Source organism: Vibrio neptunius (assembly GCA_019339365.1).
GTDB lineage: Bacteria > Pseudomonadota > Gammaproteobacteria > Enterobacterales > Vibrionaceae > Vibrio > Vibrio neptunius.
Genome location: CP079859.1, coordinates 2,186,928 through 2,211,602, shown reverse-complemented (window position 1 = coordinate 2,211,602; position 24,675 = coordinate 2,186,928). Strand labels below are relative to the sequence as shown.

Annotated in this window: 28 protein-coding genes and 1 pseudogene; 9 read left to right on the top strand and 20 right to left on the bottom strand. The window is 45.7% G+C overall.

The genetic code is table 11. The annotated features are described in order from the left end of the window. The first annotated feature begins 195 nt into the window (after positions 1–195). Positions 196–345 carry a hypothetical protein gene (locus KW548_10540; protein ID QXX05648.1) on the top strand — a complete coding sequence of 50 codons (150 nt, stop codon included), beginning with the start codon at positions 196–198 and terminating at the stop codon, positions 343–345. Here the strand turns inward: KW548_10540 and KW548_10535 are convergent. After that, complete coding sequence (locus KW548_10535; GenBank protein ID QXX05647.1) at positions 334–948, bottom strand: Fic family protein; 615 nt, start codon at positions 946–948, stop codon at positions 334–336. The genes KW548_10540 and KW548_10535 overlap by 12 nt on opposite strands. Positions 949–1,080: 132 nt before the next feature. On the opposite strand from KW548_10535, the gene KW548_10530 reads away from it, so the two are divergent. Next, positions 1,081–1,365: a helix-turn-helix domain-containing protein gene (locus KW548_10530; protein ID QXX05646.1), complete on the top strand. Its 285-nt coding sequence runs from the start codon at positions 1,081–1,083 to the stop codon at positions 1,363–1,365. 364 nt (positions 1,366–1,729) lie between these two features. Here the strand turns inward: KW548_10530 and KW548_10525 are convergent, their stop codons facing one another. Continuing rightward, the gene (locus tag KW548_10525; protein QXX05645.1) at positions 1,730–2,167 is read right to left on the bottom strand and encodes a phage protein; all 438 of its coding nucleotides are present in this window, start codon (positions 2,165–2,167) and stop codon (positions 1,730–1,732) included. Positions 2,168–2,664: 497 nt separating this feature from the next. Between KW548_10525 and KW548_10520 the strand changes: the two genes are divergently transcribed. Next, complete coding sequence (locus KW548_10520) at positions 2,665–3,039, top strand: phage protein (protein QXX05644.1); 375 nt, start codon at positions 2,665–2,667, stop codon at positions 3,037–3,039. A gap of 830 nt (positions 3,040–3,869) precedes the next feature. Here KW548_10520 and KW548_10515 read toward each other — a convergent pair. The 14 genes from KW548_10515 to KW548_10450 all read right to left on the bottom strand — a co-directional run bounded on the left by KW548_10515 (position 3,870) and on the right by KW548_10450 (position 11,222). Next, positions 3,870–4,289: a hypothetical protein gene (locus KW548_10515; protein QXX05643.1), complete on the bottom strand. Its 420-nt coding sequence runs from the start codon at positions 4,287–4,289 to the stop codon at positions 3,870–3,872. Positions 4,290–4,383: 94 nt separating this feature from the next. Next, positions 4,384–4,812, bottom strand: a complete 429-nt coding sequence (locus KW548_10510; protein QXX08037.1) for a M15 family metallopeptidase — start codon at positions 4,810–4,812, stop codon at positions 4,384–4,386. Between the two features lie 17 nt (positions 4,813–4,829). Beyond that, positions 4,830–5,066, bottom strand: coding sequence for a phage tail assembly chaperone (locus tag KW548_10505; protein QXX08038.1), 237 nt, complete (start codon positions 5,064–5,066; stop codon positions 4,830–4,832). After that, the gene (locus KW548_10500; protein QXX05642.1) at positions 5,066–5,812 is read right to left on the bottom strand and encodes a hypothetical protein; all 747 of its coding nucleotides are present in this window, start codon (positions 5,810–5,812) and stop codon (positions 5,066–5,068) included. Before KW548_10500 ends, KW548_10505 begins: the two co-directional genes overlap by 1 nt. A gap of 204 nt (positions 5,813–6,016) precedes the next feature. Further along, positions 6,017–6,613, bottom strand: coding sequence for a hypothetical protein (locus tag KW548_10495; protein QXX05641.1), 597 nt, complete (start codon positions 6,611–6,613; stop codon positions 6,017–6,019). Then, positions 6,610–7,152 (bottom strand): hypothetical protein, encoded by a 543-nt coding sequence (locus tag KW548_10490; GenBank protein QXX05640.1) that lies wholly within the window; start codon positions 7,150–7,152, stop codon positions 6,610–6,612. Before KW548_10490 ends, KW548_10495 begins: the two co-directional genes overlap by 4 nt. After that, positions 7,145–7,573 (bottom strand): hypothetical protein, encoded by a 429-nt coding sequence (locus KW548_10485; protein ID QXX05639.1) that lies wholly within the window; start codon positions 7,571–7,573, stop codon positions 7,145–7,147. Before KW548_10485 ends, KW548_10490 begins: the two co-directional genes overlap by 8 nt. Before the next feature lie 196 nt (positions 7,574–7,769). Continuing rightward, a complete protein-coding gene (locus tag KW548_10480) occupies positions 7,770–7,922 on the bottom strand; it encodes a hypothetical protein (GenBank protein ID QXX05638.1) in 153 nt (50 codons plus the stop codon). Positions 7,923–7,931: 9 nt separating this feature from the next. Next, on the bottom strand, positions 7,932–8,216 hold the full coding sequence (locus tag KW548_10475) for a hypothetical protein (protein QXX05637.1): 285 nt from the start codon (positions 8,214–8,216) through the stop codon (positions 7,932–7,934). Between the two features lie 11 nt (positions 8,217–8,227). Next, positions 8,228–9,037 carry a hypothetical protein gene (locus KW548_10470; GenBank protein QXX05636.1) on the bottom strand — a complete coding sequence of 270 codons (810 nt, stop codon included), beginning with the start codon at positions 9,035–9,037 and terminating at the stop codon, positions 8,228–8,230. A gap of 255 nt (positions 9,038–9,292) precedes the next feature. Then, a complete protein-coding gene (locus KW548_10465) occupies positions 9,293–9,949 on the bottom strand; it encodes a type IV secretory system conjugative DNA transfer family protein (GenBank protein QXX05635.1) in 657 nt (218 codons plus the stop codon). Between the two features lie 115 nt (positions 9,950–10,064). Further along, on the bottom strand, positions 10,065–10,568 hold the full coding sequence (locus tag KW548_10460) for a hypothetical protein (GenBank protein QXX05634.1): 504 nt from the start codon (positions 10,566–10,568) through the stop codon (positions 10,065–10,067). A gap of 13 nt (positions 10,569–10,581) precedes the next feature. Further along, complete coding sequence (locus KW548_10455; GenBank protein ID QXX05633.1) at positions 10,582–10,980, bottom strand: hypothetical protein; 399 nt, start codon at positions 10,978–10,980, stop codon at positions 10,582–10,584. Next, positions 10,977–11,222 carry a hypothetical protein gene (locus KW548_10450; protein ID QXX05632.1) on the bottom strand — a complete coding sequence of 82 codons (246 nt, stop codon included), beginning with the start codon at positions 11,220–11,222 and terminating at the stop codon, positions 10,977–10,979. Before KW548_10450 ends, KW548_10455 begins: the two co-directional genes overlap by 4 nt. 369 nt (positions 11,223–11,591) lie before the next feature. On the opposite strand from KW548_10450, the gene KW548_10445 reads away from it, so the two are divergent. Beyond that, positions 11,592–12,629: a hypothetical protein gene (locus KW548_10445; protein QXX05631.1), complete on the top strand. Its 1,038-nt coding sequence runs from the start codon at positions 11,592–11,594 to the stop codon at positions 12,627–12,629. A gap of 634 nt (positions 12,630–13,263) precedes the next feature. Here KW548_10445 and KW548_10440 read toward each other — a convergent pair. Continuing rightward, the gene (locus KW548_10440) at positions 13,264–14,097 is read right to left on the bottom strand and encodes a hypothetical protein (protein ID QXX05630.1); all 834 of its coding nucleotides are present in this window, start codon (positions 14,095–14,097) and stop codon (positions 13,264–13,266) included. Between the two features lie 3 nt (positions 14,098–14,100). After that, positions 14,101–14,466, bottom strand: a complete 366-nt coding sequence (locus tag KW548_10435; protein ID QXX05629.1) for a hypothetical protein — start codon at positions 14,464–14,466, stop codon at positions 14,101–14,103. A gap of 265 nt (positions 14,467–14,731) precedes the next feature. Here KW548_10435 and KW548_10430 point away from each other — a divergent pair, with 265 nt between their 5' ends. Continuing rightward, a complete protein-coding gene (locus KW548_10430) occupies positions 14,732–15,004 on the top strand; it encodes a helix-turn-helix domain-containing protein (protein QXX05628.1) in 273 nt (90 codons plus the stop codon). A gap of 316 nt (positions 15,005–15,320) precedes the next feature. Here the strand turns inward: KW548_10430 and alr are convergent, their stop codons facing one another. Both alr and KW548_10420 read right to left on the bottom strand, forming a co-directional pair. Further along, positions 15,321–16,538: an alanine racemase gene (gene alr / locus KW548_10425; protein ID QXX05627.1), complete on the bottom strand. Its 1,218-nt coding sequence runs from the start codon at positions 16,536–16,538 to the stop codon at positions 15,321–15,323. Between the two features lie 37 nt (positions 16,539–16,575). Further along, a pseudogene (locus tag KW548_10420) lies at positions 16,576–18,208 on the bottom strand (methyl-accepting chemotaxis protein). A 390-nt stretch (positions 18,209–18,598) separates the two neighbouring features. Here KW548_10420 and KW548_10415 point away from each other — a divergent pair. From KW548_10415 to KW548_10400, 4 genes are all read left to right on the top strand, one after another. Then, on the top strand, positions 18,599–20,452 hold the full coding sequence (locus KW548_10415; protein ID QXX08036.1) for a carotenoid oxygenase family protein: 1,854 nt from the start codon (positions 18,599–18,601) through the stop codon (positions 20,450–20,452). Positions 20,453–20,517: 65 nt separating this feature from the next. Further along, a complete protein-coding gene (locus KW548_10410; protein QXX05626.1) occupies positions 20,518–22,128 on the top strand; it encodes an FAD-binding protein in 1,611 nt (536 codons plus the stop codon). Between the two features lie 85 nt (positions 22,129–22,213). Next, positions 22,214–23,266: a hypothetical protein gene (locus KW548_10405; GenBank protein ID QXX08035.1), complete on the top strand. Its 1,053-nt coding sequence runs from the start codon at positions 22,214–22,216 to the stop codon at positions 23,264–23,266. Positions 23,267–24,167: 901 nt separating this feature from the next. Further along, entirely contained in the window at positions 24,168–24,674 is a 507-nt protein-coding gene (locus KW548_10400) for a cytolysin secretion protein (GenBank protein ID QXX05625.1), read from the top strand. Position 24,675 lies beyond the last annotated feature (1 nt).

Sequence of the window (24,675 nt, the reverse complement as noted above, 5' to 3'; positions counted from 1 at the left end):
ACCCATAAACGTCGTGTAAGCGGCGTTTTTTATGCTGATTCAGTCCTCCACTGGCTTTTTCCATTCAATCGTTGGTAATTTGTATCCTATCTCATAAATATGCCTGCCGTCGCTCTTTACGTTGATAATCCGAGGTTGTTGTTATACGATCTAAACATGCACTTAGTGATACGAATCGGTAATTTCTTATGAAAGATGAAAAGAAGAAAAAAAGTGACTCAAGCGATGATCTTTCGCTCCGTTGCCAGCTCTACAGCAATTGAAACCGGTGAATCAGTCAAGACGATTGAACGTAAGTTAAAAGCCGATAAACGTAAGTACGATTCGCTGTCATTAGCGGTTTAAAATATCACCCACCAGTCGCTCCATGTGCTGATAGTCGCCACAAACTCCGGCCTGAATGGCACGAATATAGAAATCCTTGTGTTGATCCCACAACGAGTAATCTAACAGCCCATAACCTGCCTCTTGACTCAGATAGTCCATCAATAGACGACTGATTCTGCCATTTCCCTCTCTAAATGGGTGGATCAGAATAAATTCAACATGGCTTTGAGCCAGGAATGAAACAAGCTCCTTCTGACTAAACGTCGATATGGCCGAGAATTTTGAACAGTAGTCGTTTTCAAACACTCGGATGGCTCGTTCAATCTGCAGCGGCGCAGCAAACTCAAAATCGCTTTTCCACATTCTGACATTGCGCATCTTACCAGCCCAAGGGTAAACGTTACCGAACCATTGGCGATGCCAGTCCATCACAGTCTGAAAACTGAAAGGAAACGCTGGCTCATCATCTGAGAATACCTTTTCATACAGTTTCACGAGAAGAAAGGCCTCGACGTCGTCCATTTCTGAGACGCTGGTGATTGCCAACTTGTTAAGGAGCACCTGTTCGTTAGAGCCTGGTTGAAATTGAGTTTCAACTGTATCGACGTCATACCTAGACATTAAAAGATCCTAAACCAAAAGCTTTCGAGTTAGTGTAAGGTGGTATTAGATAGCGTTCAAGAAGGGCGTCTCATCGCGTACAATGACAAGGTTTACCATAACCCCAACTCACAGAAGTTACCGGAGGCAATCATGACGAATGCATTTGACAGTATCCAGCAAGGTCTTATGGAAGCCATTGAGTTTGCTGAGGGTGAGACCAAAGGGGCAACCGTCCATAAGTTTTCCTCTGTTGACGTTAAAGCAGTCCGTCATAGCGTGGCCATGACGCAAGCAGAGTTTGCCTCAACGTTTGGGATCAGCTTAGGCACATTACGTCATTGGGAACGTGGTGACAGAGCGCCGAGAGGTCCAGCCTTAGTGTTGCTCAATGTGCTGGCTAAAGATCCTCAAGCCGTGATCCAAGCCCTGGCATAAGCCAATAAGAGGCAACATAGGACAGTCCCCATGCAGCCTTGTTTCTAGCCATATTATGTTGATATCGGTTAGGTGGAACTAGCTAAATGGCTTTGGTTGACAGAGCGACAGCATATAGTTATGTTGATTAAGAGAAATTAGTTTCTATCGCCGAACCGGAAACGGGCGGCAGTCCCTAAAGCCACTTCTTAGTGGCTTTAGTTGTTTCTGGAGGAAAGAAATTGCACCTTTGTTATGTCGATGAAGAATGCGGCGCGACGAGCCATTAAAATTCGAACGCTTTCTTTCTATAAACGTGACCACCAAGCCAGCCATCGAGGGCTGGCTTTTTTATGAGCGAGAGTCGGGGAGTGATGATTGGCTTTCAACGCAGTTTAGACTTCGACTTAGTCGGCACCCAGGGCGCGGGTTTGCGACGGTGGCCGCCACCTGAAAACGGCATCAGATTTTCCTTGGGCGGATAATACTTCGGATATTCGATGTGACCGTGTAACTCAACCAGTTGGCGATGTTCATCACGCCAGTGAGCAAAGGATAACAGCTCTTTGGGACTGAACTCACGACGTTCGGGCGTAATGAGTGTCGCACGTTGTTCTTGGACGCGAAATCCGTCCCAACGTTCATCGAGTGGCAAATAGCCACGTGCTTTAATATTGAGCAGCTTCTCAGCCAGTGGATTCACCGGTGTGTGACCACTGATCCAGCGCTTGACGGTGATGGTTTGAACATGGAAAAAAGCCGCAGCCTGGTGCAGATCCATAAACTGCTGATGCAATAAGTGATGAAAACTGGGTGTGAGCATGTGATCTTCCTTATAAAAATAAAATAATTTTCAGTCCATTTTGATAGGTAATGACGTTTGATAAACGCAGACTGATTGTTTTTGACGATTAAAAATGCGTCATCAACGGACCATATCCGCGTTTAAGCAAACTGAGTAAGGAAGGACACCGAGCGTGCGACAAGACGTAAACGGTTATTTATCGACTAATAAAGCGTGTTTTTGGAACGAATACAGAATGTTATCAAACCCAGAAATGTCTGTTTTCACCAAAAACCAAGCCGTTGATAAACCGAGTAAAACCTCATATTTTAGTGCGCATTATTATGCTTTATGTTCAATTAGTTACATTACTGAATATTAAAACACTATGCGACTGGTAGAGAAGTTTTACAACCATCACAAAAAAGCAAAAATGTACAAATGCTCTACTCAACGCCAATTGTTACACCAATACACCATAAATATGATTCTTGGCCCATTTTGGGATTCAATTACAATAATGAGACAAGAATCACATGAAAAGAAAGGTAAAAGAAGAGTTATTCGCCCACAACTTATATATCAACCAAGTTAGCGACCTGTTGCTATGGCACTTTGACGACCACAAACAAGCCGCTGAGTTTTTCGGTGTGACAGCTCCGACGGTTAAGAACTGGATAAAGAAAGGTAACTGGCCCATGTCTGTTGTCCGGCTTTTACTCATCATGCACAGGGGTTATCTACCTGTATCTAAACCATGGCGCGGATTTAAGGTTAGGGGTGAAAAACTCATTACACCAGGTGGGAGAGAACTGACAGCGTATGATTTGATGGAGCTAGACATTCGAGTGAGCTTGAAGACTACATCAAACGTGATTCAGTTCAGACGAAAAAAAAAAGAAGAGGTATAGGATTAAAAAACCTCCAGGTGTTAGACGTTCGAAACAAAAAAGGCCAAGTCATGTGACTTGGCCTTTTCACTTTTTTTTTATTCGTTTGCCTAACCTCATAAATAGACAGTTCAGTCATGACATAAACATACAGTAAAAACACAACTGGTCCCGCGACTAGGTGCCACCATTCGTCACCTATAAAAATCGAATCTATGTTGGATAGTGAAATGAACTTGAACACTTTTAGCCAACTAATGATCAACTCAATCACTAATAGGACAAAACTAAGCCTCAGCGTATAATTAGCAAATCGAACAGGTATGAATTCGTTAAATACTGCAAAGACAATAAGGATGGGTACCACTATTAGAAATATTTCGAGGAACATAGCCATAGACGTTTCTCTTAAGTTGTATTTTATTTTACTTAAGTCTAGCAGTACTCATTACTTATGGCGCAATTAAATCAAACAATTACATTATTATCACTGCAAGCTATTAATTGCTATCGACCTATGTTGAAAGGTGTTTGATAGCGACAAACGCTTAGTAATGATCAAGCAGATTATCTAAATTGGGCAGTGGATTGGTACGAGGCGCTGGCACATTTGACAGTTTATCTCTTCCTTTAGTCCTGGCATACGCATACCAGGACGTCAGTAGAAGAGCAGGGACCACGACCAGATACAGCCGTTTGTTTTTTTTCACAGTCTGTCTTCCAGGCGGGAAATCCGCTTTTCCATTTTCTCCATCGTCAGGCGTAGCCATTTAATGTCTGTGCGTATCATCGCGCCCAGTCCTATGCCTGAACTTATCGAGCTAACCGCAAACACCAAAAGGGTTTGATATTCACCCACTGACACCTCCAAAACGCTGCTCTAGCCAGTGTTCAAACGCAACACGTACCATGCGGCGAAAGCCAAACGTATCGATGTAGATCATGCCAAGCGCATACCAATAATATTCGGGTATGTTCTCGAGCGCATCAAAGCCGAGTTCCACAATAGGAGCCCAGCCAGGGACAAATGACACGCCCAGCGGTAGAGTAGTGAGAAGCAACAAATATTCATCCTTCCAACCTCGTTGCTTGATGCTGAGTTCGTCCAGCCTAGCCGCGGAATCATCGCCTTTCTCCAGACGTTTGATTTTGGCATTTACTTGGGCTTGCTCAAGCTGGTCCGCGCGGTCCTGAGCTTTGAGTTTGGCTTCGTGCTTGCGCTCAAAATAACTTAAACCTTTGCTGACCAATGATGTGATCAATCCAATCATAACCATCCTTTCTTTTTCAGACACTTAATGGTGTAGGCAGCCAGAACGCTGCCTACAATGGTTAACGCGACGGTTTTCGCCTCCTTTGGGCTAATCATCCGTAGACGGCCCGGTTAAGTTCGACGTGTGGGCCGTCTTTAAAGGACGTCCAGTCACCGCCCCAGACAATGCTGACACCCAGCTCACGCGCGGCTTGTTTGAAAGCCCAGCTCACTTGCTCGTAATAGCTAAAGCCCCAGGTCACTTTGCCGTTTTCGTCGTAGACCACAAAGTCGACGGCGTGTCCTGTTTGGTGACGACTGATCTTTGAATACCCGTCTAACTGACTCGCTCCTTTTTTAAAGAGCGCGTTTTGCTGCTCCGCGGTGCGAAGGCCACAGGTGATCCCAAAATCAAAGGGGGAGAGCTCAATTGCGCGTTTAACTACGGCTTTCAAGTCACGGTGAATGCCCACCATACGCGCTTGGCTGCGCGTCGATAGGCTCCATTTTGAGACCGCTTCGGTCACGGTTTTTGTGTTCATAATGATCAAGGCTCCGATTACGCAGACGCTTGCGGCAATGACGGTTTTTGCGGCCATACCACATCATCCAGGTTGTTGTAAGTTTGGGTAATATCGCGCAGTGCCTGACGATATTGACGATAAGGGGTAATATCGACATTGTTGTCCAATGCCACGTTGACTAAGTAATCCGCTTCAATCAGCAAAGGCACTCTCACATCGCGAAGCTGATTTAAAGCGCACTCGGGGTGTAGATCTTGTGACTCGATTTGCATCATTTAACCTCACACAAAGAAAACAGTTGGTTTGGGTGGGCAATATCACCGGTGCTAACGACAGGTAATGCTAGGAGCAAAGAACCTGTTACTGAGGCCGCCACCACAACAGGGTGGACATAACTTCCGAACCCATTGAATTGTTGTAACTGCTTGGTCAATACCCATTGATTCGCAATGACACCTTTACCCAAGCGAGTTTGCTGAAGCTCGCCAGATTCCAGTTTGATCAGGGCGCAAGAGGATTGGATACCTTGTCCTGGGACTATGTAGCCGTTGCAAGATGCCGGAAAGAACAGCCACTTATCTGCGACGTTCCCGATGTCCCATCGAACACGAAAGATATTAAAGGATTTGACGTAGTGGCCCTGACTCGCAATTGAAAAGTCGCTAAATATCTTTTTAAGGTCTGTTTCTATATCAGTGATTAGTGCCATGGCCAAAGCCCCACGCCTAGAAGGATCTCGGTCTATGGTCGCGAGGTGTTCAAAGCTGACACCATTGCGTACAGTAAACTTATCAGGCAATGTTCCGCTAGAAACCTTCATTTCCTGATTCAATGTCAATGGTATTCGGGGGATTTTGCCTTGAATATCATTCACGGCATTCGCCACAGCGCTGGCTTGACTGGCAAGTGCAGCCTTTGCGTCCTGGTCAAACTTCGCCAGCGCGCCGCCTTTAATCAGATCGAGTAACTGACGGCTTTGCGTGACAATGTCACCTAAAGCGGCGTAATGGTCCGTCATAACAACTCCTTATTCAGTAGTGGTTTAAGAGCATCATCAGACTTAAGCTGTTGTGTCTGACACGAAACCAGCGCCGCACTTATCGCGGCCTGGTTGCTGTACACACCTCGCATCATTAAGAGGGCATCGACTTGCTCCGGTTGCAGGTTCTTAAGGTGCTCGGTAAGTGGATCGAGAGATTGCGACCGCCTTGGAATAAATCCGCTAATTGTGCACCTCCAAAACGGCCAGCTTTAACGGACCGCTGCCATTGTTAAACGCCCATAACTCACCACCGCCAGATAAGGTCATCCCGCCCGGGGACTGTCTGTCTCCCAGGATAGAGAGGCCATTCACCGCCGACACTGCTTGCGCGCCTAGCATGGCTTCACATTCGTTCATACTGATGTTTTGAATGATGATTTCCTTGCGACTCGCGGAAGCCTGGCAGAGACGCTTTCGCTCCCCAGGCGTGATATCGATGTGGGTTGGAGTGGTAAAGCTTTGTGCGCTCACTTCGCGGGTATCGACAACAGAGCGCACCTCTGTGACGGCCATAGCGTCCGCCACTTTGAGGTTTACAGGGGGCGTGGTCTCGATATCACGGTCGGTGAGCTGATATTCAACATTGATCGGCGTAGTTCGCGGGTTGCTGATATCGAGTTCATGAACGCCGTTGATATCGAGTTTATCTCCCGCATCCAGGCGCGTGCGTTCGCTGTTGTCGCTTTGAACAAAGAAATAATCCTGTGCTTCTCGAACAATCAACCAGCGGTAGCGCGTCACGCTAATACGTTTCACTTCTCCAGATTGTAAAATCATCGGCTACTCCTATACGCCATAACACATAGACCAACGGCCGTGACAGCCAACGCACCATAGACAATTTTCGTCATCTCCGGGGCGTTCCCAGTCTGTTCGTGTGCTTTGGCTCGGTCGGCCATCGACATGGCCGTGCGGGCGTTTTCATTCGACTGCGCCGCCATGCTTTTCACGGCATCAATCGCACCTTTCGATGTGGTCTCCATCTTATCGAGCGATTCTTTTGTGATACCCAGTGCCCCCTTGAGCGACTCTTCGCCAAAGTTGAGCGCCTTGGTGACGCTGTCACCGCCCATCTTCAACGCTTTGTCTACCGCATTCTCATTAGACTTGAGCGCATCCCGCCCAAAATCTAACGAGGCTTTCGCCGTCTCACTGGCCGCTTTTACCGCGCCGTGGTCAGTGGCGGTGACGTTAATTGTGGAACCATTCACACCACTGACTAACACGCCCAAGTTGTCACCGCTGACCGCGTTTGTGCCGTTAACGTTGGTGTTTTGAGTCGTGTTACTGCTGCTGCTACTGCCGCCTTTACCCATGAGACCCTCCCAAATCCAATAGGTAGCGGCGCTCGGTCTGGCTGAGTTGCTTGTCTAGCTCAAAGCCAAAACCCGAGAGAATGCGCCCCATACCTAAGCGGTATGTGTGATAGGTAATCGACGGATAACCCATCGCCACACATCGCTCAATGATTAACGGGGCGGCTTGGTGTAGCCCTTTACCCGTCATCGCGTTGATGTGGTAAGCCCCATCAACCACACGGCCAACAAAGCGCAGCAACACGCCTTTCGCCTTGATGAGGTAGAGACCTGCATCCCCTGATTTCACACGCTCCACCATTGCCAGCCATTCCGCCTTGGCACAGTCTGAGCCATTGAATGCGGGTTTAAGCTGATCCAAGTGGTAGCCAATATCTGGACGAGTAGGTCTTAGAAAACTTATGGTCAGTTGCTTTTCCATACCAAGAGACCTCCTACGACCGTCAGGGCTACCCAAGGGAGCCAGGACGACGCACCGCCGCCCCCAAAGTGAATAGAACCATTGCGAATGCCGCCGAACGAATTGCGCGCGGTCGCACTGGATGGGCCAGCATGACCACCACTGGCATTGATTGGCATCGAGCCGCTGTTAGTCAGTCCGCCAGTAATTCCCGGTATCATTTCGCCTCCTTAACCACGTGGTAGACCAGATAAGTCCCTCCGGCCAACGCGCTGAGTTTTAAGAGTTTGGTCGCCGCTGAGCCCGACCAAAAACCAGCACCGAAACCGACGCCGCCCGCGAGTAGAGGAAATAAGACAGCTAATGGCATGAATCCCCCTTAGTTCGCTTTCGCCAACACAATCAGGCCCGTGACCAAGACCGCCACACCAAGACCGCCCGCCGTGTATATCGCCCAGGTCGGGATACCACTGGATGCGGTCGCCATCGATGCGCTGGTTTTGATGTTGCCGTGGTTATCGGCTTCCTGAGCACCTTGCTTTTGCGTGGTTGCATTGACGGTTTGGGTTGGGGTCGTCGCGTGAGTGATCAGGTTATCAAACCCTTCACCCACAGAATCGAGCATCCCGCTACCAAAGTTCGTCAGATCATCTAAAAATGACATAGCGCCTCCTGTTACTCGCCGCCAATCAGATCAGGACGCACCACTTTGACAGACTCGACAATGATCGGAATCGATCCACACGGCGCGGTTGTTTTCACCGTGAATTTGAGCTCATTGTCGTGCGCGGTCGACATCAATTCATCTAGGTAATAACCGCGCATGATTGGATCGAAATGAAAATAGCCCGACTGCCAGAAACGGCGATTGCGTAGGGCGCGCATTTTGTCGACAACGGCCGTCGAGTCGTATTCACGGATGTAGTCACGGAACATTTCCAATGAAGTGATCTTGTCGCTGACAAAGTGCATACGACGCACGAACAGCAGCTCACTAGATACCAGGTCTAAGAACTCGTTTTCCGTCGACGTGGCTTGCATGGTTTGCTTTTTGATTTGCGGTACGACAATGCGAGCCGCTTGCGCTGGCGACACGGACGCAAAGCCTTTCAGTTGCACATCCGGTGAGCCGTCAGGGGCAGGGGCAATTTCCACCTCAAGCAAAATGTTATCCGTCTTTTCTGTCACCAGTGCCGTGTAACGCATGCCATTTTTGGTCTTGGCCGTAATGTCCGCCAGTGGAATGCTGTAAAAGCCTTGTGTCGAATTCAGACCTTTGTACGCTTCGAGCATCTTCATCAGTTGACCGTCCAGAACGACAATTTCATCGCCGTTTAAGGTGATGGTCACACGAGTGATTTGCTCCGGGAGTAGGTTAGTTTCAAGAAAGATTTCTTCGTACACCGGACCTGTCGGAATGACCAAAGAGGCTTTTTCGCCATAGCCAGCACCCGTGAACGAATTCAGTTTCATTACAGAAATCATGCGCTTCTCCCTTAGTCGCCAATCACATCTTCAACGGAATCGACGTTGTTTGACGCCCAAACGACGACCGCGGCACTGGCTATGGACACGCCGACTAGGATAAGAAGATTTTTTGCGTTCAATTTAATCATGTTGAGTTGTACTCCAAATAAAAACCGCCCTTAGTGGACGGCTTTATTGGTAACGCGATATGTGCCTTCAATACCTAATGTGGATATGCCTTAGATATGCCTTAAGCGTGATGGATTTCACAAACTACCAGCGTATTTTGCCCCGTTGGACCTCGATCCCGACCTGGCAGAAGTATTCAAAACGCTGCAACTTTCCCTGTTCTAAGGCACATATTCCGGTTAGGTCTTCTAGATAGCGGCGGCTTTTGGGGGTCTTAGTCAACATCACGTAACCATATTCACAGTTATCTATGATGGTTTTAGGCACTTCCTGGCCGCGTTGGAACAAATTAATAGTGTGGATGTTGTAAGAGCGCCCCAGGCGCAGCAGTTTACCGTGATAACCTGTCGCTTTGCCTGAGCCTGTGGAATTCTCCGCCACCTCCTCACAGATGACTTTTAGCGGCTTTTTATGTTTGCCGTCACCGCAGCCCCAGACCACGCGGCAGAACAAATCAAAGTCTTTCGCGCAAGACTCATTCGGACGGTAGGCAATCTTAAAGCCCTGACGAGTCTCACGACCAGCGAGCAGGGCACTGGCAAAGGCTTTTAAGTGGGTATAAACACGGATTTTACGGCCCTTGAGCATTCCGTCGTATTCGCGTTTGGGATCGTAAATTGCCACCTGGTCTGTGGCCGCAATCAATAGTTTTTTCGCCAGGGAAGATTTACCAGAGCCCGACATGCCGACCACATAGGCGTGATGGTTATCGAGCTTGTTATTATTGTTGATGGGTTCCAAAGATGCCTCCAATAAAAAACCGTCCAACGTTGGACGGTCTTATTGGTACTGGCTTATATGCCTTAGATACCTAATATTAAGTGTCTCAGATATACCTTAACTGTGACTAGGGTCACTACGCCGCGTTTTGTTCCGCTTCACGCTGTCTCTCGAGCGCGGCTTGTCGGTCGGCCTTTTTCAGCGAACGGTGCTGCATGAACAAGGAAAAGCTCACGGTCGCCAGCGCTAAACCTAGACCAATTTCTTCTTTGTATTTTACTGCCCAGGGTGGGGGCGTTACGTTGTACTTATGAATGACAGGCACCGCGGACGTTGCAAGCACGTTAGCGTTTTCCTCACCAATCTCTAGGCGTTCGTCGACCGTCTCCTTTAAAACCGCCTCAATCCCACCTAGCGCCATGAGTACGCCTTCTTTGGTGGCTTCATCGGCCAAGGCTTGAAGTTCGGCTTGCTTTTGCTTCTCGTCTTCTTCCTGGCTTTGCTTTGCCAGGGCCGCGTCTGGATCAAAATCGCTCTCTAGCTCATTCAGAAATTGGTTTTTATCTTCTGCAGAACGCGTTTCGATTTCTAGTTGTTCTTCAATAACTTGTTCTTGTTTGGTTGGATTTTTCTGGCTCATTAGTGATTTTTCCTTATGCGAATCTGACGTTTGAAATGAATTTACCTAGGCCGTAGCCCAGGAACGCGCCAATACTGGCAAACACCCAGCCGCCACCGGAATCCTTATCTGAGGCGTTTTTTTTGTCTTCCTGAGGCGTATCGGATGCGTTTGGCGTCGGTACATTTGAGGGTTCGGGTTGCACTTCTGCCGCGGTTTGTTGCTCGGATGTACCTTCCGGTTGCAATTCATGTACCTGATTAAGCGCTTCCAAAGGCATATATTGGCTGAGGTAGTGTTGAGTGTTGGTATTGGCGCGCTGCTCGGTGCATTCACACGCATTGCAGCGGCCTTTAAGGTACTTGCTACGCTGCGACACTTCCATCGGTTCATTGCAGCCTGGAGCCGTGCAGGTGACGTATCCTAAAATCATTGTTTCTCTCCCTTGAGTTCCTGTCTGAGTTCGTCGATTTGCGCCTGTAGATTCTCCAGGGCTGAGACTTTGCGATCGAAGATGAGCCGAGCGGCGTTAAAGTTTTGAATGACGTATTCCTTCACAACGCCAACCAACTTGAACGCAGACACGCTGGCCCAATCGGGGGACTCGTCCTCGAGCTTTTGACTGGTTTGCTTGATGTCGTTAATGATGCGGGTGAATCGCTCTCTTAGGCTCATAGCGGTACCTTTGACACATACATGATCGAAAGCTCAGGAAGACTATTAGGTATGAAAAAGCCGAGACAGATTAAGCCTGACAGGGAAAGGGTGACGATTTGCGATTTAGTATCTTGATGTGGCATAGAGCTCGTTACCTTAACTGACGTTAACTGGAACAAGCCGGGAGAGTTTACGAATCCGCTAAGGATTATACATATCTTATACCCATAAGGCACTTGTTTTATATAAAAAGGGGCCACAATGCGGCCAGTTCCTTCAAAACAAGTATCCACTTTAGTTACATATTTTTCATTGGCAATGGTTAGATGTAAGATAAAAGCAACTAATTGCATTACCAATGCATAAATCAATAACGGAAAATAGCAGATGAGCAATAAGAGAATGGACTTTTCTAGCGAAGAGAATTTCAAGTCGTTTATGACTCAGTATGAGGCGGTTGAGGACCTAGATGAGATGGAAGAGAAGTTTCCTGACGGTACTAGGATCGCTGACTACTCCATAAGGGATGTTACTGTCATTGAACTAAAAACTCTCAAAGAAGACCCTACACAGAGGATGGCAAACTTTTTCCATGAGGTTATGAAACGTCCCGATTTTCCGGCCATCTATGGAAAGCTGAATTTTCGCCGCGTAGTCAGTCTACTGCCTGATGGTGATATTGTTATTCAAAAATTTGAACAAAAAGCATTTCGTCAAATTGAAACCATCTTGCGAAGTGCTAACAAGCAGATCATATCAACGATTGATACTTTGAAAATGGATAGTAGAACTACTGGAACGCTAATCATCATTAATGAATTTGCTGAATTTTTTGAACCTAATGTTTTAGTAGGTTACATAGCAGATATGTTATGTGCCCAAAATCCACAAAACGAACTAAGGTTTGCAAATATTCACAACGTTATCTTGATCCAAGATACCCATAAATTGAAAGACTCGAACCAAGCTGGCATAGCTATACCAATTTATCACGTCGTTAATGATAAGGTTGCAGCAACAGAAATCACTGATATTGCAGATCAAGCTCTTGGCAACCTTATTGAAAGTTATTCTTACTTTAATAAGTGTAAATACAAGGTATGCAACAACACCGATGAGTCGCTTTATATTGAGAAATTTAAACAGCCTAAAACCACAGAGCCGTTAAGAGGTCAAGAATGGATTGAAGAAGAGTATCGTAAGAATCGATACATGAAAGACTTTACAGATGAGGAGTTAATAGAGTTCGGTTCAATGGTGATGTCAGTATGTTTAGCTATCGTGTTGAAAGAGAGACCATTAGTTACGGACAAACACCATAAAATGATGGTTTTTCGAACCAAGATAGAACTTTTTGAAGAGAGCAGGTTGAGACCTTTTGATTTGGGTAGACTTGATGTGGATCCTAGAAGGTATACGCCGTAATTGTGTTTAAAGCAAACAATCTTGTATTCGCAACTACAACGCTTTTCTGCAAGCTACACGTTCAACCTTTCTAAAACAAGCAGATATCATAAAGGTATGGCTTTGGTCTTTACGAGTCGCTCTAAACCATGACGACGTATTATTTACCTCAAGTAAACCCACCCCTAAAATCTCCACCGTCGCCTTGCCAGAATCGTCGCGCAGCGACATAAACGGCCCATACACTAAACGCCTTTGAGAAAGTCAGTCGATTGTATTGGCGTGGTTCAGCGCTGAAAGGCTCCAGGTCGCTTGCGACCAAGTAGAGCCGCTTCACTCTCAACTGCCTTTAGGCAGTATCCTTTAAGATCTTTACTATCTCTAACCGAAGGCGTTCTAGTCGAAGACTAGGGAATGTACATAAATGGAGGGAATATATAGAGTAAAGCCATAGAGTAAAGTATGGAGTACTTCACGGGTTAAAAACTGCACACTTCTGATTTTAATGATAAAAATGAGGGCAAAAGGATCGTAATCTGGACAAGCTGATGTGTTACCGCGGCAAAAATAGCCGTGATAACCACGCTCTATGGCTCAGCCTGAGCCCAAAGAAACGCAGAAAGCCCCAACTAAGGGGCATACAGACAAAACGGCACTATATAGGGATAGGAGGCGGGTTAGAATCCAAGCCTGTTGCAATGATTGGCTTTGTATTAGTCGAGGCTTTACGTTCCAATGCCTCTTTGCGTCGACGACGTAGGAGTGTAATCGGGGTTAGGATGTACTTAATTGGCATCTTCCAGTCAGTCGATTGTTTTTTAAGTCGGCTTTTCGCCTTTTGCTGGGCGTCTTGAAACTTGTTCAAAATGCCTAAATCTTCAAAGTATTTCAGCTCGACACGCTTAACCGACGCGAGCCCGCGCCATTTCTGGAGATTGTCCTTGCCTGTGTAGCTTTCGCGCGGCTGTTTTGAGGATAGCCAGCCGCGTTTTTGCACCCATTTGAAACACTGCTTAATGCGCCAATCTGGTAGGCCTGTGAGCTGTTCGAAATGTTTCCAAGTATGCAGTAAAAACCCTTGCTGAGTACGTATACCCACTTTACGCGAAACTAAGCACATTTCATTGACGACCGCGGCCATAAACAGACACGCGTCTTTGACCATACTTTCTTGTGTTGCTCGCCCGTTTTCTGTCAGGAACGCCACGTTAGAACCCGGGTACACCGCGGTGCGGTACATGATTTTACGGTGGTACTGACAGAAGCCACGGTGAGCACGAGTCTTACGGCTTTGGGCTTGTTCCGGGGTCTCTTGTGGGTCAGAGTGACCGAGTAGGGGATCGAGTAGTTTGGTTAACGGGCAGTTAACCACCTCTTGATAAGAGGTTTCGCAGCTGTGGCAAATACCGCCCGGGATATCTGCCATTTCGTCACAACCGGACGTAGCACAAATGTAGTCCAGTTTGCTTGGGTGCTGCTCGTATGACATGGATTAAGCAGCCTTAGTTTCAGCTTCTAGTATATCAAGGCCCATATTAGCCTCAAGGAAGTACTGATTGATATTTTCCACGGGTTCCCACGAATAGACAGCTATGATCAAGTTATCACTAAATGAAGGCCTTTCAAGCTTCATTTGATTGGTGCCGATAGTGCTAGTGTCATACCAGTACAAAGTCGCAGAATCGCCGTGAACATCAAATGATATCTTGTGTGGTAACGTCGCGTTTAATTGAATAACACGTAACAGCATTTGTTGGCATTGCTGAGTAAATACATCCCATTTCTCTTGGGTGTGCTCAGTAGAAGAGTGTACGTATTCGGATGTTCCAGGTGTGAGAGATTGACGTGTAACTGACATAAATTTGATCCTTTTTTGTTTTATCTGGTCAATACTTAGTGGCTTTTACGAATCCTTTATCAGATAGCCCCCGTAGCGCTTCGAATCACTTAGGGGGCTTTAAAAGGATCGTAAAGTCTCCCGACTTGACATGTTCATAGCATCGTCGGCCTTCACAAAAACCACTTCAACTTGAACGAAACAGATTAAAGATCATTTACATATTGCTGTAAACGGTCCGCTTACACCGTTCTTTGTCATATACTCCAGTTTGGAGGTGAGAAACATGATAACTACCTTAGACTTATTGGAACGCTTATGTATTGAAAAACAAGTACATAGCACACGAGAAGTCGCAAAATATCTTGGTATTAGCCATATGACCGTACAAAGCTGGAGAAATGGACGCTCTATGAGTGATGATCTGGCGTGTGAAGTGGCAGTAATTTTGGGATTAGACCCGGATCTAACATTGTTAGCTATCATTGCTGAACGCTCCAAAAATGAGCGTGTTGTAGAGGCAATTGAACGGGTTACGAATCAGAAAAAATCCGCATAGTTTTTATGAGGCAAAAGTAAAGGTAACTGGTTGAATTAGTTAAATAAGTTGCCTTTATTTTTTCCTTACCTCAGTGCGCATTATGTATATTATGTTAAATTGACAGTTACAAATAGAAAGCACTCTTGCTCAAGTGCTTTCTTCGACTCTCTATTGGCTTAGTCATTAAACATAATGCTATTTACCATAAAATACCTAATAAACATTTCGTTTAATCAGAGATTAACCTAACTTTTATTAGGTTTTGACCTTGGTTAAGCTTTGTCCAAAGGCCCATACTTATGTCAAAAGAGCCAAGCAATTGCTACTGACCGCACTAAGGTATATAAAGTCTTGGATTGGTTGCGCCCCAAACGGTGTAGAGTTCTGGGAAAATCAACTCAGCATGTGTCTCCATTTCCGCTACCGTTATGTTCGCATTAGATTGATGACCAAACAGTGTGACCTCTTGTCCGGTAAGTACGCCTTTGATATCAGTCACATCAATCATAGTGGTGTTCATGGATGTTTTTCCAACCACTGGAGCACGTTGCCCATTGACGATGACATGCGCTCTATTCCCCATTTTTCTGGGGTAACCATCTGAGTATCCAACCGGTAGATTGGCCAATACACTGTCACGTTTTGTGACGTAACTGCTGTCGTAGCCTACGGTAGAGTTTGCCGGCACCTTGTGTAAGGAAGCTACACGAGTCTTAAAACTCACGATTGAAGGATATTCGGGATTGGTCGGAAGATCGCCATACAAAACGCCGCCGGGCCTGACCATATCTAGCTGTGCCTCAGGCACGTTCAACGCTGTGTAAGAGTTGGACACATGAAGCAGAACATCGTCTCTTTTTAAGTTGGCATTTTCAATTAACCACGCAGAGCTTTGGTTGAAGTTCGCGAGTTTCCTTCTAACCTCATCAGCATCATAGTTTGGAAAATGCGTCATGATCCCGACAATATCGACACCTTGGTCATTCGCAATAGCCAATGCCTCTTGCTTGCCCTTTGCGGTGTTCATGTCAATCCCGTTTCGAGACATGCCTCCATCGTTCAGGGCTAAATGAACTTTGACCGTTTTGTCTGCATTTAACGCTTTGATCTGCTTAACTTGTTCTATGCTTCCGATCAATTCTTCAACATCAAGATCCATTGCTTGCTTTATTTCTTCAATATCTGCTGAACGAACACGAATCAACTGGCCTTCAAAACCACTATCACGAACCGTCCTCGCTTCAGCGTTGCTCGCGATGGCAATACAAGGCACATTGAACTCAAGCATCGTCGGCATTAAACCGCGTATACCATTCCCGTAAGCATCCGCCTTCATTACGACACACAGCTTGGTTTCGCGACTGAGGTTTGAACGGAACTGCGTCATATTTTGTTTTAACTGGCCCAAACTTATTTCCAGCCAAGCGTTTGATTGCTGCACTTGATTGATTGCTGGCGGCACATCAGGCAGTGCTAAAGGAGCAGCGATGGAAATCGCTGGACTTAATACTGATGCGACGGCCATTGAAATCAGTGTTGTGCGAAAAACCATAAAACCTCCCTCTTCCACACGGCATTGGTCTAGGTCACTAGTCCAGTTTAAATTTACCCATTGCTTGCTGGAGCGAAGCAGACAAACGGCTGAGTTCCTGACACCCCTGAGCGGTACTCTCGGAACCCGCTGATACGGATTGCGCCGACATGTTAATACTCTCGATATTCGAGCTGAGCTCCTCCGCTACACTGTCCTGTTGGTTACAGGCACTGGCGATTTGGGTGCCCATATCGGCAATTTCTGTGATGAAGCTAAGAATCGTCGTCATGAGCGCTTGAGACTGATTTCCTTGCTCAACACACGTTTCGATTTGCTTGCGAGAACGGTCTGTCGTTTCTTTCGCTTGGCTCGCGATAGCCTGAAGTTTTTCTATAATGGCAGTGATTTCACTTGTGGAGTCCTGTGTCCGCCCAGCAAGCGTACGCACTTCATCCGCAACAACAGCAAACCCTCTTCCGGACTCCCCTGCTCGAGCGGCCTCAATAGCCGCGTTAAGTGCGAGTAAATTGGTTTGGTCCGCAATATCGCGAATCACATCAACGATCGTATTGACTTGATTCGACTGCTGTTCAAGTTCTGCGACGTTTTCTCCGGCTTCGCTCATGATTTTAGCGACATTTTCAATAGAGCCCACCATGACTTGGGTGTTGCGAGCCCCTTCTTGTACTTTGCCATTGGCATCGTTGGCCTTTTCAGCAGAGACTTCCGTGGTGTGTGCAACATCGGCGACGGATGACTTCATCTCACTCATTGCTGTGGCAACATGGGTAACCTGCGATTGTTGGTCCTGCATTTCTTGCGCGGATTTGTTGGAGGTGTGTGTCATTTCGTCGACAGCACGCCCGAGTTCACGAACAACAGTGACGCTCTGATTGATTAAATCTTTGAGATTATGTTGCATTCTGGTTGAGGCGTCAGCTAATTCACCTAACTCGTCGTTACCAATGGCTGAACGATCGAGTGTTCTGGACAAGTCCCCTTCCGCAATGGCATTGGCTTGTTTGACAACCACCACCAAAGGCCCGCATATCAGTCGCGTCAAAAAGACAGTCATGAGAATCATCACAGCGATGATCAACGCATTGATGATCATAGCGGAACGGCTTAACCCATCAACTGACGATAGAATAGCTTCACGGTTGTTGTTCATTGCGCCTTTGAGGATGTCGACCAAACTGTTTATATCTGCTTCGATGCCTTCAAACTCACCGAGTGAGTTGGCCAAAACGGGATATGCCGTGTCCTTGTCCATATCCAACATAGCCTCATTGAACGAGTCCATTGTTGCTAAATATCCTTGCCATTTTTTGTCGAGGCGATCAAACGTTTGTTGTTCTTCGCCAGGCCAGACGGTCTTGCCGTAAGCGTTTAGCCCTTCATTAATCTTCTGACGAATGTTCTCATTCTTGGATATCGTCGATTGAATTTTTGCCGCATCATTCATTGCGAAAGCGGCGAACTGCGCTCGTCGCCATAGAGACATTTGATCTCGAATTGAGTCGACTTTCTCGACCGCAGGCATCGTATCATCGGTGTAGTTAAGGAGCTCGGCTTTGATGTTTCTCAGCTCACTTAACATCAAAAAGCCAAACCCTAAATTCATGACGGCAATCACGACAAACGCCAAAGCGATTTTTTTTGCCGATAGAAAGGTTCTTCACATGCATACCTTGGGTACCTTAAATTGCGTTAAGAGTGCCTAGTGTTTTACATCCCACTGTCGTCTGGGAAGCGAGGCTCGCCCCCTCTGAACAGCATCAGTATTTCAGGAACGCTAATATTCTAATACTCAATAAAGATAGGCTAGGATGATATGAATGGCGAGAGTCATGATGAAAATCTTGCGGCAATAGATAATTACGCAACTCTTAAGTGACAGTGTCACAAATGTAGAAGTGGGAGTAAAGCTACATTATTTCAGCACCTTTTTGATGCTTCACTGTGTAAATTACACAACCAGTTACATCTCTTTTTTTTGCCACAATTCATAGTTTTCGAGATTCCTAAATACATTTTATAAATCCATTCTACTTTTCAATGTATGCAATAAATTACCTATCAATGGATACTATGGAAAGACGTACTTTTTAAAGGGTTTAGCAGGAGTCACTCTTGTATCAGGAGAGCTATTTGCTTCACCAGAGGTAAACCATTCACTCTTCCCAGAATCGATAATGCGAGCTGATTTCAAGGCGTCTTCGGGCAATCTCAACCTGCTCTACGGCCAGTTGCCCGATGACATTATGGGCCATGTGTTCTTTGCAGAGGGCATTCCACTTGAACAAGATCATCTTAGCCCGAGTGGTCGTGGTGCGCTGACCCGCTTGGACTTTTCCTCAGGCCAAGTCTCATTTATGCGCAAAATGATCGATACCCCTTCAGCTATCATGCAACAGCATATTCGCTACTGGCCTGATAGATTTAAGTTACTTGGTGGTATGGCGTATTACAGCCCTTCTATGGGGTTTGTTAATTATTGTAATACGGCACCCAATTATCTCGGTGATAACCGTTTTGCATTAAGTTACGAGGGCGGCGTTCCTTATGAGTTTGATGCGATGACATTAGATCTTATTACACCCATAGGTCATTACCATGAATGGCGAAGCAGTTTGCCACCATGGATGGACGCCCTGACCCCAGACAAATGGCTTTTTCCTCAGGTACGTACCACTGGCCATCCATACTTTGATCTCGAATCCGATGAGTGTTTTACCATTAACTATGGCGGCAATATTTCAAATACTGGGACTAAGAACGGGTTCATCCGACTTCTGAAGTGGGATAAGAAAAGCACTCTTCAGGGGTGGGAGATCATTGGACGAGACGGGCGGCCTGCGTTTATCGCTGCGACAGCACATTCACTTGGTGTCACTCGCCATCACATCCTAATCTTTGAAACAGCAGCACAAGTAGAACCGTTGCGAATGATTGGTATTCGTTCTGTCTACGCTCAACAACACCGAACACCAGTGTGGGTGATCCGCAAGAAAGACCTAGTTTCAAATCGTGACATTGTTATAGCAGATTACATTGAGCTGAACTTCGATACCTCGGATGTGATGTGTAATTACGATGATAATGAAAACGAAATTACACTGTATGGTCAGTACCTTGGAGCAATGGATAAATCTGAGCCGCAATATAGCAGAGATAGATTGCTTTTTGGAGGAAGAGTCCGTGATTCGCTCGCAGGTTATCCTGCCGCACCAGTGGATGTCGGTGGTCTAGTCAGAGCTCGAATTCAGGTACAATCCGATTCAGTGCGAGAAATTACGGGAGATTTCCGCTTAATACGAGATGACCAGCTTTTCTGGGATATGAATGACCCTGCCTATCGAGGGCATTTCCAATTTCCAGAGCAATTTGACCATATTTACTGGGCGGCTGTGGGTTACCGCAAAGACCATGTTGTTGAGCGTGTTTCTAACGCGTATGCGCAATACCCTAACCGCCTATTTACCAATGACTCTCTGCCTCAGGAAGACCAACCTTCCGCACTCGTCCATATGGATTGCCAACAGATGGCAGTCACGGATGCCTATCAGTTTCCAACTGACTGTGTAATGCGCACTCCTCAGTTTATGTCTAGACCCGGTAGTCACGCTCAAGATGATGGCTACCTCTTTACCGCAGTCGTTCGTAAGGAACCAACCAACACAATGGGTAATGGTAAAGAAATCTGGATTTTTGATGCGAAAAACCTCACTCAAGGTCCTCTGGCGATTTTAGGTCATCCGCAACTCAATTTTGCAACAACCAATCATGCGCTTTGGGTTCCAGATATAGGCCCAAGACCTCTGGATGGATACAAAGCTAACGTTGGCGACTTCTTCCGCAGTCGAGTTTCTCAGCATAGGCGTGCCGTTCGAGACGTTATCGAACAACAAATATTGCCACGATTTGGCTGATAGAAAATTTCCATTTCGAGCTGATAAAGCTCAATGTCACGATGCTTTTAAATAAGGAATATTTAATGAGAATAACAACTCTCGCGCTCGGCGCTACCTTGATATCGGCTGCATTAGGAACAGCCTTTGCGCTTCAAACAAGCGAACCCGAACGCGAAATCTCGAATTATCAGGGAACGTATACTTGCCACCCTGAAGCGGTTTACGATCCACAATCCATTGAAGGTGTCCAAGCTGTCATCAAAGATGCCTTGATACGCGACAAGAAGGTAATGACGGGCAATCGCAAGTTTGCCAGCCAAATTGATGCAGCTTGCGCGGGTGATGACCAAGTTCAGCTAACGCTAAAAAACATGAATAAGATCGTTCATTTTGACGCAGCGAATAAACGCGTCACGGTTGAAGCAGGAATGAGATTTAACGACTTAAACGACTTCCTCCGAGAACAAGGTTACGCGATTAACATGGTGACTGAGCTGGCCATATTTACGGTCGGCGGTATGCTTGGCAGCGGTACTCATGGCTCAACACTGGACAAGCCCAGCAACATGCTAGCCGACTATGTGACTGAGCTAAAAGTCGTCGATGGTCAGGGAGACGTTCGAGTATTGAACGGTGATTTGCTCAATGCTGCTCGCGTAAATCTGGGTGTACTAGGTGTCGTCGTAGAGGTCACTTTAGCGATTGAAGAAGCCTTTAAAGTCAAAGCAGAAGTGACAGGGTATCGTGACGATTCTGGTCTAGAAGATGTGATCCTAGACATTGCACGTAACAACTACTCAGCCAATATTGCTTGGTTCCCGGGCCTAGGCCGTTACACTACAACGCTTTACAACCCTGTTCCATTGGAAACGCAAGGAGAAGCGTACAACGCTCAGGCGGATGTGTCTGATGCCGAAGAGTTCTTTTTCGGCTTGTTGTTTAATGCTGCTCACGAATTCCCAGGGACTGGGCTACAGTGCTTAGCCGCTGTAGCACGCTACAATGCAAGAGCAAAATCCTACTTTCGTGACAGTAATACCGGCAAGAAAGTAAGTGAACCTATTGGTTATTCAGATCAAATGCAGTACTTCAAATGTAAAGACCCCAACAAATGTATTTGGGACAGGCTGCCTATCGCACTTCAGGAAGTAGCGATTGATATTGAACGTTTGCCTGATTGGATTCGTGATGTACGCGACATTGTCGCGGCTCATCCAAGAACTTGCTTCCCTCTTAACGGCATTTACTTCCGCTTTGGTAAAGCGTCAGACAGCTATATTGGCATGAGTGCTGGTCGTGAAACCGCATTTGTTGGGATCGAGTACACATTACGCCAAGAAGGTAAAAAGGAGCCGAAGAATTACTTCGTGAATTTGGAGATAGAGCAGCTGTCACTGCGTAAGTACGACGCACGGCCACACTGGGGTAAAAACTCGGTTGCCATTTTTGAGGACATGCCTTCTCGATTCCCGATGTGGTCAGAATTCTTGCAAGCAAAAGCAGAGTTGGATCCTTACAACGTGTTTACCAATCCTTTCTGGGAACGCGTGAGCGGCGACATTCCTATGGAAGACTATTTAACACCGGGGTGTAATGTTCGTGGCGAGTGTTACTGCCAAACCGATGAACACTGCCAGTCTGGAACCCAGTGTCAGGACGGACTTCACTTCACCGACGCCCGCATATGTCGCTAATGCAGCCTGTCGGCCATAGGGTTAGCGCCCTATGGCTGATGGAGCTTCACTGTTTCATCAGCATTTATTGAAAGGAAGCCAGACGATGAATCTCAGATCGATTTTACTTATCTTTGTATCGATGTTTACTCTTTCTACAACTATTTCTGCCACTACCTTAGATGATATTCGACCACACCTGCCAAGCTCAGATAAAACCTGGGCAGAACAGTGGTTCTATAACGTCGCGGTACCGGATGTCGGTTATTTCAAGATCAGTCTCCAGAGCTATATCGCACCAGATTTTAATCAACCAACGCCCAAAGCCTATGTGCATCTTGCTTTTACCCCACTCAACGGCCAAACCGTAAAATACGATATTTTTCGCGACGAACTCATCCTGACAGGTTTTGATGACGCAGCGCTTTTTCACTATGAAATTCCAGGGATAGTTGTCGCCAATCAAGACTCGCTTGAAGTCACCTACGATGACTTTCATTTTTCAATGCGTTGGGATGGAGAGCATGCTCATTATTGGCGAGGATTAAACCCCGGACAGACCCCCTTTGGGATAATTCCTGAATTGCCCGGTGTCGGAGGCAAATGGTTTCTCTACACGGTAGGAACGCCGGTTCAGTATAGCTTCTCAGATGGCAATGTCTCTTTATTCGGCACTGGTTATACTCAGGTTGATAAAGGCTGGTATGACAAAGAATCGAGTGCAGGCATGGTCTACAGCATGGGGTTGTCCGACGATCTCTACTACATGTTCACAGGAGCAAAGATCGGTAATTCCAATATAGAGCTTTGGGCTGGACGCTACATTTCAGACAACTATGATCTGATTTTCTACCCAGCACTTGGGAATCTGTCAGTCAAGCGTGAATATGATTCTTGTGCCGGCTACCTAAAAGTTGAAATGAACAAAATTAAATACAAAATGGTCATGGAAGCCAAATCTGATTTGGCAGATTTCTATCCTCTTGAGTTCCCATCCGTTATTATTTTTGGAGGGGAACAAAAATATATGAAGTCTATGAAAGCCGATGTAACTTTCTCTCTATATGAGTTTGGACAGCTGGAGGAATCTATACATATGCCCCAAGCACTGTTAGAGTTTAGTGGTCCTTTCTACTGCGATGATGTGACAGACAAATAACCATCGTTTCGTCACTTGGCTGGACTTCGCTCAGCCAAGTTTCGCGCGTCTTGATAAGCTACCTTCTCGTTTCCCCACGTGTCCAGTTCAGGTTCAGGACATAATCTGATGCGAACTGAGTGCCTTCAAAACCCATATTGACATTAAATGAACATGACTAAATTAGACTCTATTAAATTAGCTCAATTGAATATTAAACTTTAACTGAATAGCATATAAAATTTATTAGTTCTAAAAACACACTATTGAATCAGATAAAGAAGGTAAAAGTAGTCTAAATATTTAAAGTTTCCTATAAGAAACCTATGTGATCTATGTTTTGATTTTTGATAAAAATTTAAAACTAATCATGAATTTTAATTAGAGTAATTACTTTAATGTTGCTATTGGTAATATCATTTTCGAGACGGGTTGGTGATAAAATTAAGCTTAAGATTCACTGTACAGTCAATCTTTACTTTAAATTAGTAAGGCTCCTCATTTATGTGATTTAAAAGTAATTAAAATCATGTAGTTATACTGTTGTTTTTGAATTTTATGTTGTTAATTTTCTGTTTATATCGAACTAAATATAATGACAAAAAGAACATTTAGATCACTAATGAGACAATGTTTGTATTATTTTTGATCAGCGATAGGGTGAGTATGTACTGGGTTTGGATTGGATCAATATCACACTTTGTGTTGGTGTGTTCATATAAGAATTCAAACAAATCGTCTAAAAAATCTCTTCTCAGAAATATATTTATCATGGTAATACATAGAGCACGGGGATTGATTTGGGATATAGCTTGATTCCAAGTGGTATTTATTCTCGCTCAAGGATGACATCAAAATATCATGGAAAGTTAACTGACGTTTGAATTGTTATTAAGTAATAACTCTTTACGAGGATCTTTGTATGCACAATAACAAAACGCAAGTGTTAGGGACACTTGCCCTACTCTCTTCTTTGTTTACCGCACATGCATTGGCTGATATTCAGATACTTGGAAGTGAAAGTGAAATTTCGCAGTCAATCACTCAGCACTATCAACAGTCAACTGAGTTGTACAACGGAAATTTAGCCAATAATGATGCACTTTATATTAATGTAGCAACCGCTTCAGATGATGATATCGCGCTGGCTAAATCCCATGTTGTTAAAGGAGATACGGTTGTTATCGATCTCAGACAAGTCTCAGGGCATGACGCTAAGATTGACCTTAGCCAATCGCTGACAGGGCTTGGTAGTGATGCGCCTGTTGTCGTTACGGGTATATATCAAGGCGATAACATCATCAACTCCATCGTTGCAGATGTTCGCGATGAGAATGGTGATCCTGTGAATAATCCAACGGCTGAGTTGGATAGTATTACCCAGTCTTTAGTTCATGCACTTGATCGTCTTGGCTTCGGAGGTGAATAAT

What these genes read in the sequence shown, in the direction of transcription:
- KW548_10455 (QXX05633.1), bottom strand. Translation starts at nt 10,980, where the DNA reads ATGATTTTAGGATACGTCACCTGCACGGCTCCAGGCTGCAATGAACCG.
- KW548_10440 (QXX05630.1), bottom strand. Translation starts at nt 14,097, where the DNA reads ATGTCATACGAGCAGCACCCAAGCAAACTGGACTACATTTGTGCTACG.
- KW548_10435 (QXX05629.1), bottom strand. Translation starts at nt 14,466, where the DNA reads ATGTCAGTTACACGTCAATCTCTCACACCTGGAACATCCGAATACGTA.
- KW548_10430 (QXX05628.1), top strand. Translation starts at nt 14,732, where the DNA reads ATGATAACTACCTTAGACTTATTGGAACGCTTATGTATTGAAAAACAA.
- KW548_10490 (QXX05640.1), bottom strand. Translation starts at nt 7,152, where the DNA reads ATGGGTAAAGGCGGCAGTAGCAGCAGCAGTAACACGACTCAAAACACC.
- KW548_10405 (QXX08035.1), top strand. Translation starts at nt 22,214, where the DNA reads ATGAATCTCAGATCGATTTTACTTATCTTTGTATCGATGTTTACTCTT.
- KW548_10470 (QXX05636.1), bottom strand. Translation starts at nt 9,037, where the DNA reads ATGATTTCTGTAATGAAACTGAATTCGTTCACGGGTGCTGGCTATGGC.
- KW548_10525 (QXX05645.1), bottom strand. Translation starts at nt 2,167, where the DNA reads ATGCTCACACCCAGTTTTCATCACTTATTGCATCAGCAGTTTATGGAT.
- alr (QXX05627.1), bottom strand. Translation starts at nt 16,538, where the DNA reads ATGGTTTTTCGCACAACACTGATTTCAATGGCCGTCGCATCAGTATTA.
- KW548_10530 (QXX05646.1), top strand. Translation starts at nt 1,081, where the DNA reads ATGACGAATGCATTTGACAGTATCCAGCAAGGTCTTATGGAAGCCATT.
- KW548_10480 (QXX05638.1), bottom strand. Translation starts at nt 7,922, where the DNA reads ATGCCATTAGCTGTCTTATTTCCTCTACTCGCGGGCGGCGTCGGTTTC.
- KW548_10460 (QXX05634.1), bottom strand. Translation starts at nt 10,568, where the DNA reads ATGAGCCAGAAAAATCCAACCAAACAAGAACAAGTTATTGAAGAACAA.
- KW548_10475 (QXX05637.1), bottom strand. Translation starts at nt 8,216, where the DNA reads ATGTCATTTTTAGATGATCTGACGAACTTTGGTAGCGGGATGCTCGAT.
- KW548_10510 (QXX08037.1), bottom strand. Translation starts at nt 4,812, where the DNA reads ATGAACACAAAAACCGTGACCGAAGCGGTCTCAAAATGGAGCCTATCG.
- KW548_10400 (QXX05625.1), top strand. Translation starts at nt 24,168, where the DNA reads ATGCACAATAACAAAACGCAAGTGTTAGGGACACTTGCCCTACTCTCT.
- KW548_10535 (QXX05647.1), bottom strand. Translation starts at nt 948, where the DNA reads ATGTCTAGGTATGACGTCGATACAGTTGAAACTCAATTTCAACCAGGC.
- KW548_10515 (QXX05643.1), bottom strand. Translation starts at nt 4,289, where the DNA reads ATGATTGGATTGATCACATCATTGGTCAGCAAAGGTTTAAGTTATTTT.
- KW548_10520 (QXX05644.1), top strand. Translation starts at nt 2,665, where the DNA reads ATGAAAAGAAAGGTAAAAGAAGAGTTATTCGCCCACAACTTATATATC.
- KW548_10495 (QXX05641.1), bottom strand. Translation starts at nt 6,613, where the DNA reads ATGATTTTACAATCTGGAGAAGTGAAACGTATTAGCGTGACGCGCTAC.
- KW548_10540 (QXX05648.1), top strand. Translation starts at nt 196, where the DNA reads ATGAAAAGAAGAAAAAAAGTGACTCAAGCGATGATCTTTCGCTCCGTT.
- KW548_10445 (QXX05631.1), top strand. Translation starts at nt 11,592, where the DNA reads ATGAGCAATAAGAGAATGGACTTTTCTAGCGAAGAGAATTTCAAGTCG.
- KW548_10485 (QXX05639.1), bottom strand. Translation starts at nt 7,573, where the DNA reads ATGGAAAAGCAACTGACCATAAGTTTTCTAAGACCTACTCGTCCAGAT.
- KW548_10500 (QXX05642.1), bottom strand. Translation starts at nt 5,812, where the DNA reads ATGACGGACCATTACGCCGCTTTAGGTGACATTGTCACGCAAAGCCGT.
- KW548_10410 (QXX05626.1), top strand. Translation starts at nt 20,518, where the DNA reads ATGAGAATAACAACTCTCGCGCTCGGCGCTACCTTGATATCGGCTGCA.
- KW548_10450 (QXX05632.1), bottom strand. Translation starts at nt 11,222, where the DNA reads ATGAGCCTAAGAGAGCGATTCACCCGCATCATTAACGACATCAAGCAA.
- KW548_10505 (QXX08038.1), bottom strand. Translation starts at nt 5,066, where the DNA reads ATGCAAATCGAGTCACAAGATCTACACCCCGAGTGCGCTTTAAATCAG.